The sequence below is a fragment of the Streptomyces sp. HUAS MG56 genome (genome assembly GCF_058673395.1).
In genome coordinates, this window is the sequence record NZ_CM178722.1 from 900,653 (window position 1) to 918,864 (window position 18,212).

Below are 18,212 nucleotides of genomic sequence, written 5' to 3' on the forward strand. Positions count from 1 at the left end.
GGCAGTGGGTGAAGAGAGCGGCGGCCACGATCTGGTCGTGCAGGCCGGGGTCGCGGCGTCGGCCGCGCAGAACAAGGGCGAGGTGGCGGCGGGCTTCGGCGCGCAGGGGCCGACGGTGAAACCGGCCGCCGTCGTTCATCACGAACACCGTCGCGGTGACGTCGACGGCCGCCTGGGCGACGTCGACCACGGCGGCGACCCGGGACCGGATCTCCGCAGCCGCAGCACGGGCGTACTTGAGGAGGGAGTTGATGACGTCGACGGCCACCCCGGAGGTGAGGATCGCGCTCACCTTCCACCACGCGCGCAGCTGCGCGAGCGGCCGGGCCTTCTGCTTCGGCGGGTGGGTCTTGCGGGCGGTGATCTGGTTCAGCTTGGCGCGGGCCCGCTCGGAGACCACGGGCAGGAACCGCGGCTCGCCGTCGTCGTCGACGGCGGTGACCTACTCGCGCTCCAGCTCGGAGAGGCAGGCGGCGATCTGGTCATTGCGCCGGGAGGTCCAGCGGATCAGCTCGTGCGGCACCTCGGCAATCTCCATCACCGGCCGGCGCCCAGCCGCTTATGACGTACGTAGCCAGTCGGCTCACCGCGATGCTGGGGTCTCGTGCCGGGCTGTACGGCGAGCAGGCTTTGGCGCAGCCGCTCCCTTAACACGGATCAGTCATGGCTTGCGTAGCGACACGCAGCCGGCAGAGGGTGAGCAGGCGTCAGCAGTTCATCCGGGAGGGCTAATGGTCATTCAATCTGCCTGGTCTTCGAGTTGCTTCACATTCTGACAGGGCACCAGGCAAGGCCGTATATACCCCGGTCGGCCCCCATCGCACAGCTTTCAACATGACCCGATATGACAGCTGTGAGTACGTTTGGTCGCAGTCGGCTGACGAGCCGACGTCTCCGAGATATCCAGACAGGAGAGGCGACATGAAGCTCGCTCGTTCCACCATGGTGACCGCAGGTGTCTCAGCCGCCGCGGCGCTCGCCGTGACCGGCATCACCTACGCCTCGGCGGCCTCCGCCCCGGCACCCCAGGCGGTCCCGGCCGCCGCCTCGGCAGCGCCCTTCGGCGGCGACTCCGGACAGAACAAGGCCAACAACAACGAAGGACAGGGCAAGGGCAACGAAGGAAGGGGCAACGAAGGCCGGCGCGAGGAAGGCCGGCGCCACGAGGACAGAGGCCGGATCGAGATCAACGAGCGGTCCTACTCCGCCCACCCCGGCGACTGCATCACCGTCGTCAGCGGCCTGGGCGCCAAGACCCTCAACATCCGCAACGAGAGCCACAAGCGTCTCGAGGTCTTCCGCGGAGCCGTCTGCGACAACGGCGCCCCCATCGCCACCGTCGGCCCCTGGAGCTCCTCCGACGGCGTCTGCCCGAGGATCAAGGACGAGGACGAGAAGAAGAACGGGGACGAGAACGAGAACTGCGAGGAGCGCGAGCACCACGAGAACGGCGAGCACGACGAGAACGGCAAGCACGACGAGAACGGCGAGCACCACGAGAAGACGGAGGACGGCGTGAAGGTCAAGAACGGAGTCGTCGCCAGCTTCCGCGTGGTCTGCGACCACGACGACCGCGGTGAGGGCGGCCGGGGCGACGAAGGCGGCCGGGGCGACGAAGGCGGCCGGGGCGGCGAGGGCGGCTGGGACTGACCCCGAAGCCGAGCAGCCCAATACGGGGCCCCGGCCCGCCGCAATCGGGCCGGGGTACTCCCACCCCATTGTCCGACAACCTACATGCCACACACGCACCACCGGCCCGGAAACCAGGCGTTCGCCCCTGGCCCCCGGGCCGACGCTCTTTCCCCTGTTGGTCGATCCACCTGGAGATTTCCGCCCCGAACGCTTCCCGCGGCACATCTGACCGCGCCCACGCCACCCGTTTCCCTCCCGGCGCTTCCACCGCCCCGAACGGGTGAGAAAGGGCGGAACCCACCCGCCAGGAGGCCGACCCGCGATCCAGGACATGTGCAGCCACCCCGGTGAGCCCGCCGACCATCAACCGCCCCGGCTGGTGCGGCTGGTGGACTCGGTCGCCGTAATGCCGCACGGCGACCCTGCCGTCATCCGCGGCCGCGTCTTCGGAACCGTGCAGCTGCGCCACACCGAACGCGGCACCCCCGCCGCCCGGTTCACCGTCGTGCAGGTCCGCCGCGAGTACGACCGCACCCGAGGCCAGTGGCACGACGGCCAGCCCGTCCCGGTCATCTGCACCGTCACCGGACCTCTCGCCCGGCACGTCGCCGAGTGCCTCACCGACTCCGTCCACGTGATCGCCACCGGAAACCTGGCACTGCGCGACAACATGCCTCGACGCAGCCCAGGTCGGCGCAGACCTCGCCCACCACGTCGCCTCCATCGACGACGCCCTGCCCGCCGTCCTCGCCGGCCGCGCCCCCGCCCCAGCAACACGTGCGAGCGCCGCACCCGAACCCGCTCACCACGCCCGGCCCGCCCGCGCGGCCGCAGCTCCCGCCGCCCAACCGGCCGCCGACTGGTGGCAGTCGCAGGCGCGCAGCTCCTGGGACGCCGTCACCGCGCCCAGCCGCGCCGCCCGCTGACTGCTCTCTCCCCCTCGATCCCGCGCCGCCCCTCGCGGCAGCAGCATGCCCGCCGCCCCTTTCACGGAGGTACACCATGGCCAGCACCGCCCAGTCCGAGCGCGCCGCCCGCGCCGCGCTCACCGTCCACTTTCCCCCGTCAGGTCGCCACCCGTCTCGCCCACCACTCCCCCAGCGCGTCTGGCTGTACGGCGTCCGCCACGACGCCACCGGCCGCCTGGCCCGGCACAAGCCGCGCGAGGGACTCGCCAACTCGCAGCCGACGTGCCGGTTCGTCATCCCGTCGGACGAGGTGCGACCCGCCTCCCTGTCCGACCTCGGTGCCGACTGCCCCCCTTGGACTGTGGGTGCGCGGGCACGAGCAGCTGCCCCCGCTGACCGCCCGCGCCGTGGCCGTGACGGGCAACCCGAACGCCACCGCGCAGGCTCTTCGCCGAACGAAGGCCCTCGCCACCCGCAGCCGCCGAGGCCCGTCACGCAGTCACCGCCTCACTCGCCGTCCGGCCGCGCGGCCTGGACCGCGCCCACCGCACGACCACACCCATCTGCTCACCTCCATCCCCGCGAGCGCGCCCGTGCGATCCTCACAGCCGGGCAGTCAGCGTGGCCACACCCGCGGCACGTCGAGCGGCACGCCGGCACCTCAACCCTGCGGGAGCGCGAGCTATCGCTTCTTGACGGTGTAGGTCAGGTGGGTCACCCGGGACGATGCGTTCGTGCGGCTCTGGTCGAGGGCGAGGCGGGCCGGGTCCACGCGGTCGAACAGGCGGATGCCGGTGCCGAACAGGACGGGCGCGAGGGTGATCGAGAATTCGTCGATCAGACCGCTGTCCAGGTACTCCTGGATCGTCTCTGCGCCGCCGGCGATGCGGACGTCCCGGTCGCCGGCGGCCTCGCGGGCCTGGTCCAGTGCACTGGCGATGCCGTCGTTGACGAAGTGGAAGGTCGTGCCGCCCGGCCGCTCCCACGGGTCACGCCTGGTGTGAGTGACGACGAACACCGGGGTGTGGAACGGAGCCTCCTCCGGCCATGCCAGCTCGCCGGCGTCGAACATGCGCTTACCCATGACGCTCGCGCCGGTGCGCTCGTACGTCGCCCGGGCGATGTCGTTGTCGAGTCCTTCCTCGCCGCCCTCGCCGAGCTTGAGGCTCTCCCGGAACCACCGCTGCGGGAACAGCCACGCCTGCAGCTCCGACCACTTCGCCATCCAGCGCTGGACCCTCGGGTCGTTCTGGCCTTCGGGCGAGAAGACGTCCTCGACAGGCACGGCCTCCGGCGCCATGAAGCCGTCGAGCGACATCGTCACGCTGAAGAACACCTTCCCTGCCATCAGCCCTCCGCTCCCTTCGGTGTGGTCTCGTTCCGGGTGAGTTCGGCGACGTAGGCCGCCAGGTTCCGCAGCGTCTGCTCGCCGCCCTCGATCGCGTGGTACTTCTCCACCGCCTCGTCGCGCAGCTCCTTGGTGGGGAACACCGCGCGCATCACGATCCGGGTCTCCTCACCGGCCGGCTCGAAGGTCAGGACCGACTCGAAGGCGTTGGGGTCGTCGCGGGACTCGCCGTGCACCATCACGATCCGCTCCCGCGGGACGATCTCGGTCCAGGTGATCCACTCCTGGTAATCCGTCCCGTCCGGCCCGTGCATCACGAAATCCCAGACCCCGCCGATGCGGAAATCGAAGGACCGCGTCGTGGTGGTGAACCCTTCCGGCCCCCACCACCGCGACAGATGCCGGACCTGCGTGAACGCCTCGAACACCAGCTCCCGTGGGGCACCGATGGCCCGGGAGACCACGATCTCGCGGTCCGCGGTCGTGGGGTCGGGCTCGCCGCCGCTACTGGTCGTCGTCATCCGGTGGTTCCTCCTGCCGTGCTTGTTTCAGATCTCGCACGTACTCGTCCAGCCGGTCGAAGGTCTCGTTCCAGAACCGTTCGAAACCGCCCACCCACTCGTGGACCGGCCGCAGCCCGCGGGCGTCCAGGCCGTACAGCCGCTGCTTGCCCGCCCCGCGGACCCGCACCAGCCCGACCTCGCGGAGCACCCGCAGGTGCTTGGACGCCTGCGGCTGGCTCATCCCCAGGTCCCGCGCCAGCTCGGTCACGGGCCGCTCGCCGCCCCGCAGCAGCAACAGGATCTCCCGCCGCTGCGGCTCGGCGATCGCGTTGAACGCGTCCGAGGTCGTCGCCGCTCGTGCCATGACGCCATCATATGCCTATATCGGCATGCGTCAATGACTGTGTGAGGCGACAGCTTCCGCGCGGACTGACGCATCGCCGATCCGATCCGGCACGCCACGCAGTGCGGCGCGGCCGACCCCGGCGTCGTCTGCCCGGACGACGGTCCGGAGTTCACCGCCCTCGCAACGCAGGTGCGGGCGGCGCTGAAGAAGGATCCCCGCAAGAAGCCCGAACTGGCCCGCCACGGCGGCCGCACTGTCCGACGGCTGCACCGTTCACAGCCGATGACCACCGCTCGCTGCGCGCCTCGGGCAGCGGGCGCCCCCTTACAGTGGTTGGAGGAGATGACCATGGAGGCGAACCCCACCGCCCTGCTGCTCGACCTCGCCTCCCAGGCTCAGCGCGTGACCGATGCGGAAGCGCTGCACGACTTGCTGCCTGCGGGCCACCGCGCCTGGTGCGCGGTCGTCGCCGAGGTCCAGGCCGGCGTAGACCGGGAGAGCTTGAGCATGTCCGACGCCCAGCTCGCCGAGCGGTGCGCTGCTGCGGGCGCGCCGTGGGAACAGGAGATGACGCGCGGCGAGGCGGTCTCCGCTCTCGCTTTCGCGACCTGGGACGCCCCGCCGGCCGCCATGGCCTACACGGAGCTGGGTGAGCGTGCCGCGCGCTTCGGGGTGTGTCTGCTGGGCGAGGAACGGACGTAGGCCGGTTTGGCGTCGGGCTGGGCAGCGAATCACCTCGTTGGCATGATCGAACATGTCGCGCCGTCCGGGGCGGCGGCACCGGCTTGCCGATCCTTCCTGAAGGGGCTCAGATCTCTCCCGCCGAGCGGCTCGTGGACACCGCGCAGATCGTGTCAGAGTTCGGCACGAGCAAGCCCCGGATCAGCGACTGGAGCAACAACCCGGACAGCGGCTTCCCCGCAGTCGCACACACCGAGGGCCGCAAGCGGTTCTGGCGCCACGACGAGGTGGCGGCAGTCTTCGCACAGCGCGCTCCGAACTTGGTGTTCGGCGCCGTGCCCGTGAAGTCGCGCCGGAACAGGTCCGGCACGGGTGCGGCGGACGGTTCGGGCACGGTGGTGACCTGGCGCTTGCGCAGCCGCAGCCCGGCGATACCGTACTTGCGCATGACCCGTCCGACACGCTTGTGGTTCACGCACTCGCCCCCGTCGCGAAGCTCGGCGGTGATCCGGGGCCGGCCGTACGTGCCGTCCCGCTCGGCGTGCACGGTCCTGATCCGCTCGGCGAGCGCGGCGTCCGCCCGCTCACGCGCGGCGCGGGCCTGGCGGCCGGCCCGCCATGTGTAGAAGCTGGAGCCGGCGGCCTCCAGCACGTGACACAACCGCTTCACGCCCCAGGCGTGGTGGTGGTCCTCGATGAACGTGAAGCGGTTCACCAGTTCATCTCGGTGGCGAAGAACTTCGTCGCCTTGCGCAGGATGTCCCGTTCGGTGGCCAGTTTCTGGTTCTCCTTGCGCACGGTCTTCAGCTCCGCGCGCAAGGCCGCTATCTCGGCCTCCAGTTCCTGCTGCGTGGCCTCGCGCACCGAGACGTCCTTCGTCTTGGTGCTCGTCGTGCCGCGCTCACCACGGCGGGCCCGCTCGGCCAGCACCCAGTTGCGAAGCGTCTCCCGGCTGACGCCCAGGTCCTTGCCGATGCCCTCGAACGTATGGCTCGGGTCCGACAGGTACGGCGCGACGGCGTCCGCCTTGAACTCGGGCGAGCGTGAGCCCCGACGCAAACAAGCATCGCTTGATCCTCTGTGTCGGCTGGTCACGGGCCAATGACTTCCTGAGGGGCGCGATCCCCCTGTGGCGTAGCCCATCAACCGGCCGTCGTGCTGATGGTGTTGAGCAGCGCAGGAGCTCGTTCTGGGAGCTCAGCAGGGTAGAGCTGGTCCCGGCCACACCACGACACCCCCACCCAAACACCGAAGAACCCAGCCCAGCCCGAGCCCTACACACTCAGCCCCCACCCTTTACCAAGACTCAGCAACAACTTTCAGCACCAAAACAGCGCCTCACTTTCAGCGCCCCCAACAAACCACCAGGCCAGACACACTGAAAACGAAACACCGAACCACTGAAACCCCCAACGCCGAACATCACGAGCAGGGTGGGTGGGTCGCGGGGGTCTTTGGCCTGGTCGGGGCGGCAAGGCCGCAGCGGGCAGTAGCCGGCCAGGTCAAGCTTGGCGGCAGCGACCCGTCTCCGAAACCCTTCGGTGTCGTGGTGGCCATTCTCAGTCCGAGCGCGGGACTGCTGCCGACGTCGAGCGTGTGAAGGTGCGGCGGTAGGCAGTGGGGGTGGTGTCCAGTGCGCGCCGGAAGTGCAGCCGCAGGTTGGCTGCCGTGCCCAGCCCGCAGTCACGCGCCACCTGTTCCACTGAGCGGTCCGTGGTTTCCAGCAGTTCCCGCGCCCTGCCGAGCCGGGCGTTGAGCAGCCACTGCAACGGGGTCGTGCCCGTCTCCTCGCTGAACCGGCGCATGAAGGTGCGCTGCGAGAGGCCCGCGTGCCGGGCAAGCACGCGCAGGGTGAGTGGCTCGCCGAGCCGGTGCAGGGCCCATCCACGGGTACCGGACAGCGACGCCTGACCGGCCACCGCGACGGGAGCCGGCACGTACTGGGCCTGCCCACCGTCTCGGTGGGGGGCGGCGACCAGACCGCGGGCGATCTGGTTGGCCACCTCGGCTCCCAGGTCGCGGCGCACGATATGCAGGCACAGGTCGATGCCGCAGCACACCCCGGCCGAGGTGAGCACGTCGCCCTCGTCGACGTAGAGCACGTCGCGGTCGACCGTGACAGCCGGGAAGCCCCGCTCGAACTCGTCGATGTGCTTCCAGTGGGTCGTGGCGTGCAGCCCGTCCAGTACGCCTGCCGCGGCCAGCGCGAACGCGCCCGTGCAGATCGACACCACACGCTTGCCTCGGTCGCGAGCTTCGCTCAGTGCATCGAGCACGGCGTCCGGCAACGGGAGGATCGGTTCGAATCCCGGCACGATCAGAGTGTCGGCGGTGCGCACCTGTTCCAGGCCCCCGTCTGCGACCAGTGCGAAGCCCGCAGTGGTGGCCACCTTCGCCTCCAGTGCACACAGGGTCATCTCGTAGCGGGTTTCCGGCCGGGTGGTGAAGATCTGAGTCGGGATCGCCAGGTCGAGTGGGGTGACCCCATCCAGCGCCAGGACCGCGACTCGATGCACTGTCATGGCAAGATTCTAACGAAGTTAGGAAATTTTGCCTCTCACCAGGTCAGGGCGGTCGCGGCCAGGCTGAAGACATGACCGGACGTACTCACGAGGCGACCGCCGACCCGATCACGCTGCCCGGCACACCGCTTGCCGACGCCGTCATGAACCTCATCCGACCGGTGGAATCGCCGTCCGTCTTCAACCACAGCATCCGCAGCTACCTGTTCGCCCGGCTGGTTGCCGGCCGCCTCGGCCTGACCGTCGGCCACGACTACCACGACGACCTGTTGTTCGCCGCGTGCGCGATGCACGACCTCGGCGTGGCCTCGGACGGCCCGCACAGCCAGCGGTTCGAGGTCGAAGGCGCCGACCGGGCCGCCGCATTCCTGATCGACCACGGAGTGCCCGCAGCCGACGCCGACCAGGTCTGGCAAGCCATTGCCCTGCACACCTCCCCGGGCATCGCGGAACGCCGCGGCACGCTGTGCGTACTCGTCCGCGAAGGCGTCGCCCTCGACTTCGGCGGCCCACTGGGCGCCGACCACGTCGACGCCGTCACCGACGAGCAGGCAGACGCCGTGCACGCCGCCTATCCACGGCTGGACATGGTCCGCTCACTCACCGACGCGATCGTCGCGCAGGCCGCGACAAACCCGAAGAACGCACCCCGCTACGCGATCCCCGGCGAATTCCTCCGCGAACGCGAGACCTTCGGCCGGACCCGACTGGAACACGCCTGCCGTTCGTCCCGCTGGGGCAACTGACTCCACGGACTCCACGACCCCGCCGACAAGGAAAAGGAAGCACCACAATGACCGTCCACACCGTCGAGGTCCCTGAGGACAACCCGGTCTTCGGGCAAACCACCAGCGCTTTCGCAAGCTTCGGCTATTCCGCCGCGGTCCGCGCGCACGGCCTATTGTTCATCGCCGGAACGATCGGTCGCCGCGCCGACGGAACCATCCCGAACACCATCGAAGAGCAGACCGAGACCGCCATCTTGAAGATCGAAGAGATCCTTCGGCTGGAGAACCTCGACACCTCCGCCCTCGTCGACGTCACCAGCTACCACGTCGACATTCGCCAGCACCTGCCCGGCTTCATCGAGGCCAAACAGCGCCTCGTCAAAGCGCCATACCCGACCTGGACGATCATCGGGGTCAGCGGCCTCGCCAGCCCCGGACTCCTCGTCGAGATCCGCGCGACCGCCGCGTATCCCGACGCACCTCGGTAGACGCGGCTCCCGGTCCCAAGAGCCCGCCCGTACGCCCCAGAACCCCCAATGGAGGGACTCCTCGTTGCCAGGTAGTGTCTTCCAGAACCTCTGCGTGAAGCGAGAGCCCCGTTAAGTAAAGCCGTCCCCCACATCATTCCGTCTGACCCGTACTGGCGGCCCGATCAAGGGGCGATCAGCCGTGCGGTCACGCTTGTCGAAGAGCTGTGCCCTGACCCGCTTGGACCCATCGAAATGGATCAGAGTGATGTTCCACAGTTCATGGATGGTGCTGGCCTGGAGTGCGTGTCGTGCCCTCGATGCGGAACGCGGCTCGACTTCCAGGGATGGTGGAGCGCCAGGATGCACGAGGCGTACCAGGACGGCAGCGCCTCAAGCCTTGCCGTGCCGACTCCTTGCTGTGACACCAATACCACACTAAATGACCTCATATATAACGTTCGGTGTGGATTTGCTCGGTTCGGGATCGCGGTGTGGAGTCCCAACAGAGACATGCTGACTGAAGAGGAACTGGCCAGGGTCGGTGACGCCTTGGGCCAACCGGTCCGGCAGATCTGGTCCCGCGTCTGACCTTCCCCCTGGCCCCGTCGAAGCTTCGGCTTCGGCGGGGCCTTGCGCACTCCGGAGGCGTGAACTCCGCCACGACGGCTATGGCCTGGGCCTGTCGAGATGGCCGGATGCGTAGTAGACCGTCCATGCCCGGCAGAAGAACCGTCCTCGGCGTACTCGCGGCCTACGCGGTCGTCTTCGGCCTGGCAGCCTGGCGGGTCGAAACCGACAGCCATGTCGTTCTCCCCGTAGTGGGGAGCTTGTCATGGCAGCCGTCAACCGAAACCGGACGCCCGCGAGGCGGCAGAGCGCGTCACACCCACTGACTGACGCACCAAGCCGCATCGGCCGCCATCGGGCGGCGTCTGTGCTGTGGCCTGCGGCCACCACGCGATCATCATGAGTCCACACAGCCCTTGATGATCACGCAGTGGCCGTTCCCGTTCCCGTGCCGCTCTGACACCGGATCGCGAATCAGGCGAGATCAACCCCCGTGTACTCCAGCGGGGGCGCGATCGCCTGAGCATCCGCCCCTTCGCCCACCCACAGGCCTATCAGGAGCGCGGCCGTCGCCTCCAGCAGACCCGCCCGGCCGAGTCCCCCTCCGTTGACCGGGACACAGCCGAGGTCGCGGACAAGGAGCCGTACTGTTTCGAGGGCCAGTGCATCGTCACCGCAGAGCGGCACCGCGAGAGGGCGTCCGCGGAAGACCGGCGGGGTCAAACGCCACACGCTCTCATGACAGAGATTGAATCCTTGACCACGGACGCACCGGGCGCCGCAGCCGCGAGGCGCTCAGCCGCCGATGGCCGCCCCAGGTCTCAAGGGCGAAGCCCTGCGCCGGCGGGTTGGTGCAGTCGATCAGCGTCCGGCCTCGTACGGTGTTGGCCAGCTCGGATGCCACCCTGATCGCCACCGAGTACGGCACGGCCAGCAGTACCGCGTCCCGGCCGTGTTGAGTCGCCTCCCGCAGAGTCCCCGCCCGAGCGCCGATCTGGTCGGCCAGGGCCGCGGCGCGGCCGGCGTCTCGCCCACCCACCAGCACGTCGTGCCCCGCCTGCGACCACCGTGCACCCAGCACCCGCGCCATGTTGCCCGCACCGGCAATCCCGATTCTCATCAGCCCAGCCTCCTCGTGGTGATCCCGCAAGTCGGAATGGGGACGACATTAGGAAGCCGCTCGGGCACCAGATGGTAAGTGATCACTGATCAGGGCCACATCGCCGACTGCCGTGCCCGCCTCGCATTCGATCTGCTGGCCAGCACCTGGAACGCGGTGGTGGTGTGGACGCTGCGCGATGGTCCCGCGCGACCCGGTGAACTGCGCGAACGGATCGGCGGGATCAGCCCCAAAGTCCTTACGCAGACGCTGCGCCGGCTCCAGTTCAGCGGGTTGGTGAAGCGCCAGACGTACGCAGGGTCGCCGCCGCACGTGGAGTACACCCTCGCCGGGTTGGGACGAACGCTGCTGGAGCCCATCGAGGCATTCGGCGCCTGGGCCTTGGAACACGGCGAAGACGTGATGGCAGCCTGGGAGCGGGCTGAGGAAGCGGAGGCGTGATCGTGGTGGGGCCCTCACGACAGGCCACGGCGCGCAGTTATTGACCGATCGTTCTAGATAGCTCTATGGTCTTCGGTGTGGGCAGAACCAAGGAATTCGATCCAGATGCCGCGCTGCAGTCGGCCCTTGAGCTGTTTTGGCGGCGCGGCTACGAAGCGACGTCGATGGCGGACCTGGTCGAGCACCTCGGCATCGGCCGCGCCAGCATCTACGCGACCTTCGGTAGCAAGCACGAGCTGTATCTGAAGGCCATGGACCGCTACGCCGAGACGCGCGATCCACTTCTTCTTGCCGAGTTGTCCCAGCCGGGCCCCGCACTGCCGGCGGTGCGGGCGATGGTGCGCCGCTTCGCCGCGGAGGCCTCCTCTCCGGAGAGGCGGCTGAACGGCTGCTTCGTCACCAATACCGCAGCCGAACTGGCCCCGCACGACCCCGCGGCGGCCCGCCGGGTCGAGATCAGCTGGGAGCACGTCGAGACCCCGCTGCACTCCGCGCTCGTCCGGGCCCAGGCTCAGGGCGAGCTACCCAAGGAACGTGATCCGCGCGCGCTGGCCCGCATGATTTTCGTCCTGCTGCAGGGCATGCGGATCGTCGGCAAGGCATCGAACGATCCCGCCCGAGTGCGGGACGCGGCCGAGCAGGCTCTGGCCCTGCTGGACTGAATCACACTCATGCGGTCACCGGGACTTCCTTCAGCATGCCCAAATAACAAACCGATCGGTCAAGAATTTAGGGGGGACATGACCGCCACGGAGGCCGCCCGCGTCGCCACCATGCACCACCGATCCGCCTTCGTCCTCCTCGGCAGTGTCCAGACCACACTGATCTTCACGCTTGCCGCGATCGCCGTGCCGCTGCCCCTCATCGGGCGCGAATTCGACCTGCAACGCGCCGACTTGTTCCTTCTCGGCACCGCCTATGGACTGACCTTCACCGGACTGCTGCTCTTCGGCGGACGCCTCGCCGACCGCTACGGCGGGCGGCGCGCCCTCACTGCCGGCCTTGTCCTCTTCACCGTCGCCTCGGCCACCGCCGCGCTCGCCCCCGGCATCGGGACGCTGCTCGCAGCGCGCTTCGCGCAGGGCGCGGGGGCGGCTTTGATCGCGCCCGCCGCCATGGCCGTGCTGCGCGCCGCCTTCCCCTCCCCTACCGCCTATGTCAGAGCGATGGCCACGTGGGGCGGGCTCTCGGTACTCGGCGCGACCGCGGGTAATCTGCTCTCCGGTCTCATCTCAGGGCTGCTGTCCTGGCGTTGGACGTTCGCCGTACCGGTCCTGGTGGCGGGCGCAGCCCTCGCCCTCACGCCCCGGCTGCTGCCGGACACCACGCCGAACCGGGGCAGGACTCTCGATCTGCCGGGAGCTCTGCTCGCCACCGCCGGGATCACCCTCGCCAGTTACGGGCTCGTCGTCAGCGACGCCCAACCTTGGTCGTCGGTCGGCGTACTCGTGCCGCTTCTCGCCGGAGCCGTGCTGCTTGCCGCGTTCTGGTGCGCCGAGCGACGCGCCCGCGACCCGCTGCTGCCACCCCGCTTTTTGCTCGACCGGCGGCGGGCCCTCGCCCTCGCGGCCATCGCACTGAGCGCTTGCGGAACCTCAATGACCTTTGTGGTGCTCTCGCTCCACCTCCAGCAGACGCGCGGCTGGTCGCCGCTGCGAACCTCGGCGGCGTTCGTACCGTTCGCCGTTGCGCTGATCGCCTCAGGCCGTGCGGCACGACCGCTCATCGCGCGGTACGGGGCCCGATCCGTCACGACCGCCGGGCTCGGCACCGGCGGGGGCGGGCTCGCCGTCCTCGCGATCACCGGGATCGACGCTCACGCCTCGTACGCCTATGGGCTCCTGCCGGGCCTTGTGCTACTGGCGGCCGGCGCCGCGGCCTCCTTCGCGGGAGCCGCCGTGCTCGCCACCGCAGGCGTGCCGCAGCAGCAAATCGGACTCCTGGGCGGCGTGCTGAACACCGCGATGGAGTTCGGCCCCACCGTCCTGTTCGCCCTCCTGCTCACGCTCGGCAGCGATGCCTGGTCCCTGGCCCTGACGGGGACCGCCCTCGCTGTCGTCGCCCTCCTGAACCACCGCACCAAGTAATCCATCACTCATGGGAGTCACCGAATTGAACCGCTTCACCGGCAAGACCGTCCTTGTCACCGGCGCAGGCTCCGGTCTCGGCCGCGCGATCGCGCTCGCCTTCGCCGCCGAGGGTGCATCCGTGGTCGCCGCGGGACGCACCGCTGCCTCCCTGGACGAGACGGTCGGCCTCATCGAGGCCGCCGGCGGCACCGCCGCCGCCATCACCGCCGACGTCACCGACTCCAGCCAAGTCCACAACCTCGTACGCGAGAGCGCCATCCGCTTCGGCGGACTCGACATCGCGGTCAACAACGCCGGGATACTCCGCGGCACCGTACCCGTCGGCGAGGTGGGCGAGGAGGACTGGGACGCGGTGCTGCGGACCAATGTCACCGGCGTCTGGCTGGCCATGAAGCACGAGATCGCGCACATGAAGGAGAACGGCGGCGGCGCCATCGTCAACATCTCCTCCAACCTGGGCGCACACCTGCGGATCCCGAATGCCGCCGCGTACATCACCTCGAAGGCAGCAGTCTCCGCGCTGACCCGCGCCGCCGCTCTCGACCACATCCACCAGGGCATCCGCATCAACGCGGTCAGCCCCGGCGCCTCCGCCGCTCCCATGTCGCTGCGGCCCGGCGAGACCGAGGCGGACCGCGCCGAGCGAGTGAAGACAGAAAACCCGCTCGGCCGGGTCGCGGAGGCCGAAGAAGTTGCCGCCGCGGTGCTCTACCTCGCCTCGACCGCGGCCGGCGCGGTGGTCGGCACCGACTTGGTCGTCGACAGTGGATCCTCAGCCTGAGCTTGTTCCTTGACCTCTCGCCTCGAACCGCACCGCGGACGTGATGACCCACAGTAGCGGCCATGTCGCTTCCGCGGTGCGTGCCATCCGTGCCCGGTCAGCGACGACGAGGGATCCCTACCTTGACCTGGGGTCATGTTACCGTCAAGACGTAAAGCGAGGGGTGTTCTCAGCCAAGCGAAGGTGTGCCGGAGGCCCAGGCCGCCCTGGAGTGATGTCATCCGCGCCCGAGCGGCCGACGTTCTCGCGGTGGCGACTTTGGACGGAGACAGGTTGTACGGGCGTGATGGTGAACTGCGGTTCCTGTCCGACTTTCTCTCGCGATGCTTCGATGGGGCGGGTGACGCCCTGCTGCTGCGCGGCGAGGCCGGTATCGGGAAGACCGCCCTCCTCGGTGCCGTCAGGGAAGTCGCCCTCCAACGTGGCGGCCGGGCCTTGTCGGCGCTCGGCGTGCAGTCCGAAGCCTCCGTTCCCTACGCCGGGCTCCACCAGCTGCTCGCTCCGGTCCTGTCCGACCACGCTCCGTCCCTCCTGGAGCCCCAGCGGCAAGCCCTGTACGCGGCCTTCGGCATGAACGACAGCGCCGCGCCCGGGATGTTCTCCGTCGGGCTGGCCTCGCTGGAGCTGATCAGCAGCCTGGCGGACGAAGCCCCCGTCGCCCTGCTGATCGACGACGTGCAGTGGATCGACCGGGCGAGCAGCGAGGTGCTCGCCTTCGTCGCCCGACGCCTTGAAGGGGAGCGGGTCGGCCTGCTCATGGCCGTCCGTGAGGGCCACGAGGGTGTGCTGAACGATGCTGGCCTTGCCGATATGCAGCTCCAGCGGCTCGATGACGGCGCGGCGGCGGCGCTCCTCCAGGCACGCACACCCGGGCTCGACCCTTCGGTGCGCCAACGGATCCTGGCCGAGGCCGCCGGCAATCCGCTGGCACTGGTCGAACTACCGACGGCGCTGCGCGGGGACGGCAGCGTCCCACCGTCGCTGCTGCCCTTGATGCCGACCACCCGCCGCCTGGAGCGGTCTTTCCTCTCGCGTGCCTCGGACCTGCCCGAGCTCACCCAGACCGTTCTGTTGGTCGCCGCCGCCGACGACGTCGGTGACCTCGCCGAGATCATCGAGACCGCGAAGGTCCTGGTCGGCGGCGACCTATCGGTCGCCGCCCTGGAGCCTGCCGTCGACGCAGGGCTGGTCGAGATCCGCAGACACGACGTGCACTTCCGCCACCCTCTGGTCCGCTCAGCCATCTACCACGCCGCCAGCCCCTCCCGTCGGCTGAGCACACACGCGGCACTGGCGAAGACACTGGCCGGACAGCCCGAACGCAGGGCTTGGCACCGTGCGGCCGCGACCCCCGGGGTGGACGACGACGTGGCGCTCGACCTCGAACAAGCCGCCCTCAGGGCACTGGCCCGAGGTGCCCCGCGTGCCGCGGCCGAGGCGCTGCGGCGGGCGGCACTCCGTAGTCTCCCCCAGACGCACAGGGGCCGGCTCCTGTTGCGGTCCGCGGAGATCAACTTCGAACTCGGCGAGGCTGCCACGGCACACCAGCAGCTTGCCGAGGCACAGTCGGCGGAACTGCGGACCGAGGAGAGGCTGCGCCTGATCCTGTGGAGCGAGGTGCTGAACCACGAGAGCTGGCTCAGTACCGAGCGGGTGAGGGCGTTCGCCGACGTGGCGGACCGGCTGGCCGGTGCCGACACCGCAGGCGCCGCACTCGCGCTCAACGCGCTGTGGCCCCTGTCCATCAGGTGCTGGCACGACAACCCGACGCAGGAGACCCGCGACCTCTTCGTCCAGGCGGCGCGGCGGCTGCAGCGGCACGACAGCGACCCGATGGCCCTGTCCGTCGCCGCCTTGGGCGACCCCGTCGGTGAAGCGGCCCGGATCATCGACACGACCGCCCGGATCGCTCCGGGGGTCGTGGACGACCCGGTCGAACAGCATGCCCTGGGCTCCTCGCTCACCGGGATCTGGGCGCTCGACCTGTCCTGGCCCTACCATGGTGCCGCCGTCGACGGCCTGCGCCGGCAGGGACGCCTGGGACTGCTCGGCGAAGCCCTGGTGTGTCAGGCGTGGGCTGCGCTCCACCTCGGCAAGCACCGGGTGGCGCACACTACGGCGGACGAGTCCCGGCGGCTCTCCCGCGACACCGGCCGACCCCTGTGGGCGTGCGCCGCCGACCTGGTCCTGGCCACCCTGGCGAGCGAACGCGGGGAGTCCGACACCGCGGACGAGCTCATCCGGACGGCCGAGGCGGAACTACTCTCCGCCGGAGCGCACTCGATGCTCGGTTTCGCCCAGTTCGCCAAGGGGCGCCACGCCATGGTCAACAAGCAGTACAACGACGCCTACGAGCAGTTGACGCGGGTGCTGGATCCGGCCGACATCACCTACCACCCGGTCCTGGGCTTCTTTGGCACCGCGGACCTCATCGAGGCCGCGGTCCGCACCGACCGCACCGACGAGGCGGCGCACCATCACGCCCGCCTCAGTGCGCTGGCCGAGAAGACGACCGCCACGCTCTTGAAGGTCATGGCCACCTGCACCCAACCCCTGGTCGTCGCCCCCGACCAGGCGGAGGCTTGCTACCTGCGGGCCCTCGACGACAGGCTGCTGGTCAACTGGCCTTTCCACCGCGCACAGTTGCAGCTGTCCTACGGGCGGTGGCTGCGCCGCCAGCGCCGCATCCTGGAGGCCCGCCGGCCCCTGCGAGCGGCCGTGGAGAGCTTCGACGCGCTGGGCGCCACCGTGTTCGCCCAGGACGCGCGGTCCGAACTGCGCGCGGCGGGCGAAGCCGTCCGCAGGGCCACCCCGTCCACAGCGGACAGCCTCACCCCGCAGGAACTGCAGATCGCCAGGATGGCGGCGACCGGTATAACCAACCGCGAGATCGGGACCCGCCTGTTCATCTCCCACCGCACGGTGGGCCAGCATCTTCGCCGCATCTTCCAGAAGCTCGACGTCACCTCCCGCGGCCAGCTGCACCTGGCCGACCTCGAAGGCGAATAGCCCTCCCCTCCCCGTCTGCCGGGACCCCGGGTGCGCCTCTCGACCACGCGCCGACAACGCTGCGGGACTCGTCACCCATCCTCGCGGGCGCGCACCGGCGACCGTCAGATGCTGCAAAGAGCGGCGCGCAGGGTGTCGGCGGACAGCGTGTTGGCCGCCTCGGCCGCGCAGGTCCCACGCAGGGCGTCGACACCACGAGGTCGTTGATGGCGCCCGAGAATCGTACGGAGACGACCGGGACACCGGCCGCGCGGAGGTTGCCCGCGTAGGCCTCGCCCTCGTCACGCAGGACATCGGCCTCGGCGGTGATGATCAGGGCCGCAGGCAGCCCGGTGAGTTGCTCGGTGGAGGCCCGCAGCGGAGAGACGGTGATCCGGGCGCGCCCGGCCTCATCGATTGTGTACTGGTCCCACAACCACCGCATGCCGTCGCGGCGAAGGAAGTAGCCGGTGGCGAATCGGTGGTAGGAGTCGGTGTCGAAGGCAGCGTCGGTCACCGGGGAGAACAGCAGCTGGTACACCAGCGGCACATCACCGCGCTCGTTGGCCATTAATGTCAGCGAGAGGGCGTACTCGGGGAACACCACGGCCGCCTCGACACCGACGGCCAGTTCGCGGAACAGAAGGTCGTGCGTCCGGCCACCGCCGAACACCCGTCCCGCACCATGCAGGCAGAGGATCACGGGAAGGGCGCCCTCGGCGCGGGTGGGCTTCACGATTCGCACACGGACACTGCCGGTCGGACCGCCCGGCAGGGTGATCCACTCCTCCTCGATCACGGCCTTCGCGACCCCGCAGCCCTGCATCTCCTCGACGGCCCTGCGTCCTTCCGCCAGAGGCAGCTCGAACGGGTAGGGGGGATGGGCGGTGGCTTCCGCTAAGGCCGCTGCCGCCGTTTCGAGTACCGGCTGGATGGGCTCGACGGCACCAGGCATGTGGGTTCTCCTACGTGAGATGTCGGTGGCTCCGGTATCGCGGCGCCGGGCCCTCAGGAAGTGCGTCCGGGAGCACTTTCTGCCACGCTATGCCGCCGGGCGCGGGGTACCGTGCCAGGAGCGCACACCACT

At 69.5% G+C, this 18,212-nt stretch carries 17 protein-coding genes and 2 pseudogenes; 10 read left to right on the top strand and 9 right to left on the bottom strand.

The window, feature by feature from the left end; translation table 11 throughout:
* Positions 1-4: 4 nt before the first annotated feature.
* Together AC4OXY_RS04485 and AC4OXY_RS04490 are read left to right on the top strand one after the other, a co-directional pair.
* Positions 5-565 carry a hypothetical protein gene (locus AC4OXY_RS04485; protein WP_491993223.1) on the top strand — a complete coding sequence of 187 codons (561 nt, stop codon included), beginning with the start codon at positions 5-7 and terminating at the stop codon, positions 563-565.
* Positions 566-921: 356 nt separating this feature from the next.
* Complete coding sequence (locus AC4OXY_RS04490) at positions 922-1,650, top strand: hypothetical protein (RefSeq protein ID WP_491993224.1); 729 nt, start codon at positions 922-924, stop codon at positions 1,648-1,650.
* 784 nt (positions 1,651-2,434) lie between these two features.
* On the opposite strand, the gene AC4OXY_RS04495 is transcribed toward AC4OXY_RS04490, so the two are convergent.
* The 4 genes from AC4OXY_RS04495 to AC4OXY_RS04510 form a co-directional block, all read right to left on the bottom strand.
* Positions 2,435-2,605, bottom strand: coding sequence for a hypothetical protein (locus tag AC4OXY_RS04495; protein ID WP_356028139.1), 171 nt, complete (start codon positions 2,603-2,605; stop codon positions 2,435-2,437).
* Between the two features lie 617 nt (positions 2,606-3,222).
* Positions 3,223-3,888 (bottom strand): dihydrofolate reductase family protein, encoded by a 666-nt coding sequence (locus AC4OXY_RS04500; protein ID WP_362817499.1) that lies wholly within the window; start codon positions 3,886-3,888, stop codon positions 3,223-3,225.
* A complete protein-coding gene (locus AC4OXY_RS04505; protein WP_376294175.1) occupies positions 3,888-4,409 on the bottom strand; it encodes an SRPBCC family protein in 522 nt (173 codons plus the stop codon). Before AC4OXY_RS04505 ends, AC4OXY_RS04500 begins: the two co-directional genes overlap by 1 nt.
* A complete protein-coding gene (locus AC4OXY_RS04510) occupies positions 4,393-4,755 on the bottom strand; it encodes an ArsR/SmtB family transcription factor (protein WP_071380999.1) in 363 nt (120 codons plus the stop codon). The genes AC4OXY_RS04505 and AC4OXY_RS04510 overlap by 17 nt, the downstream gene beginning before the upstream one ends.
* Before the next feature lie 330 nt (positions 4,756-5,085).
* On the opposite strand from AC4OXY_RS04510, the gene AC4OXY_RS04515 reads away from it, so the two are divergent.
* Complete coding sequence (locus AC4OXY_RS04515; protein WP_356028131.1) at positions 5,086-5,439, top strand: hypothetical protein; 354 nt, start codon at positions 5,086-5,088, stop codon at positions 5,437-5,439.
* A gap of 106 nt (positions 5,440-5,545) precedes the next feature.
* On the opposite strand, the gene AC4OXY_RS04520 is transcribed toward AC4OXY_RS04515, so the two are convergent.
* The 3 genes from AC4OXY_RS04520 to AC4OXY_RS04530 all read right to left on the bottom strand — a co-directional run bounded on the left by AC4OXY_RS04520 (position 5,546) and on the right by AC4OXY_RS04530 (position 7,940).
* Positions 5,546-6,133 carry an IS3 family transposase gene (locus tag AC4OXY_RS04520; RefSeq protein WP_491993225.1) on the bottom strand — a complete coding sequence of 196 codons (588 nt, stop codon included), beginning with the start codon at positions 6,131-6,133 and terminating at the stop codon, positions 5,546-5,548.
* On the bottom strand, positions 6,130-6,477 hold the full coding sequence (locus AC4OXY_RS04525; protein ID WP_491993226.1) for a transposase: 348 nt from the start codon (positions 6,475-6,477) through the stop codon (positions 6,130-6,132). Before AC4OXY_RS04525 ends, AC4OXY_RS04520 begins: the two co-directional genes overlap by 4 nt.
* Positions 6,478-6,977: 500 nt before the next feature.
* Complete coding sequence (locus AC4OXY_RS04530) at positions 6,978-7,940, bottom strand: GlxA family transcriptional regulator (RefSeq protein ID WP_362817495.1); 963 nt, start codon at positions 7,938-7,940, stop codon at positions 6,978-6,980.
* A gap of 71 nt (positions 7,941-8,011) precedes the next feature.
* Here AC4OXY_RS04530 and AC4OXY_RS04535 point away from each other — a divergent pair, with 71 nt between their 5' ends.
* Both AC4OXY_RS04535 and AC4OXY_RS04540 read left to right on the top strand, forming a co-directional pair.
* On the top strand, positions 8,012-8,686 hold the full coding sequence (locus AC4OXY_RS04535; RefSeq protein ID WP_491993227.1) for an HD domain-containing protein: 675 nt from the start codon (positions 8,012-8,014) through the stop codon (positions 8,684-8,686).
* Positions 8,687-8,733: 47 nt separating this feature from the next.
* Positions 8,734-9,156 carry a Rid family hydrolase gene (locus AC4OXY_RS04540; RefSeq protein WP_491993228.1) on the top strand — a complete coding sequence of 141 codons (423 nt, stop codon included), beginning with the start codon at positions 8,734-8,736 and terminating at the stop codon, positions 9,154-9,156.
* Positions 9,157-10,179: 1,023 nt separating this feature from the next.
* Here the strand turns inward: AC4OXY_RS04540 and AC4OXY_RS04545 are convergent.
* Positions 10,180-10,825 (bottom strand): annotated as a pseudogene (locus tag AC4OXY_RS04545) (NADPH-dependent F420 reductase).
* 81 nt (positions 10,826-10,906) lie between these two features.
* On the opposite strand from AC4OXY_RS04545, the gene AC4OXY_RS04550 reads away from it, so the two are divergent.
* From AC4OXY_RS04550 to AC4OXY_RS04570, 5 genes are all read left to right on the top strand, one after another.
* Positions 10,907-11,266, top strand: coding sequence for a winged helix-turn-helix transcriptional regulator (locus AC4OXY_RS04550; protein ID WP_491994784.1), 360 nt, complete (start codon positions 10,907-10,909; stop codon positions 11,264-11,266).
* A gap of 77 nt (positions 11,267-11,343) precedes the next feature.
* On the top strand, positions 11,344-11,928 hold the full coding sequence (locus tag AC4OXY_RS04555; RefSeq protein WP_356028121.1) for a TetR/AcrR family transcriptional regulator: 585 nt from the start codon (positions 11,344-11,346) through the stop codon (positions 11,926-11,928).
* Between the two features lie 78 nt (positions 11,929-12,006).
* Positions 12,007-13,353, top strand: coding sequence for an MFS transporter (locus AC4OXY_RS04560; protein WP_491993229.1), 1,347 nt, complete (start codon positions 12,007-12,009; stop codon positions 13,351-13,353).
* A 25-nt stretch (positions 13,354-13,378) separates the two neighbouring features.
* Entirely contained in the window at positions 13,379-14,137 is a 759-nt protein-coding gene (locus AC4OXY_RS04565; RefSeq protein WP_356028116.1) for an SDR family NAD(P)-dependent oxidoreductase, read from the top strand.
* A gap of 273 nt (positions 14,138-14,410) precedes the next feature.
* The gene (locus tag AC4OXY_RS04570) at positions 14,411-17,146 is read left to right on the top strand and encodes a helix-turn-helix transcriptional regulator (RefSeq protein WP_491993230.1); all 2,736 of its coding nucleotides are present in this window, start codon (positions 14,411-14,413) and stop codon (positions 17,144-17,146) included.
* Between the two features lie 104 nt (positions 17,147-17,250).
* Here the strand turns inward: AC4OXY_RS04570 and AC4OXY_RS04575 are convergent.
* Positions 17,251-18,080, bottom strand: a pseudogene (locus AC4OXY_RS04575) (alpha/beta hydrolase fold domain-containing protein).
* Positions 18,081-18,212: the final 132 nt, after the last annotated feature.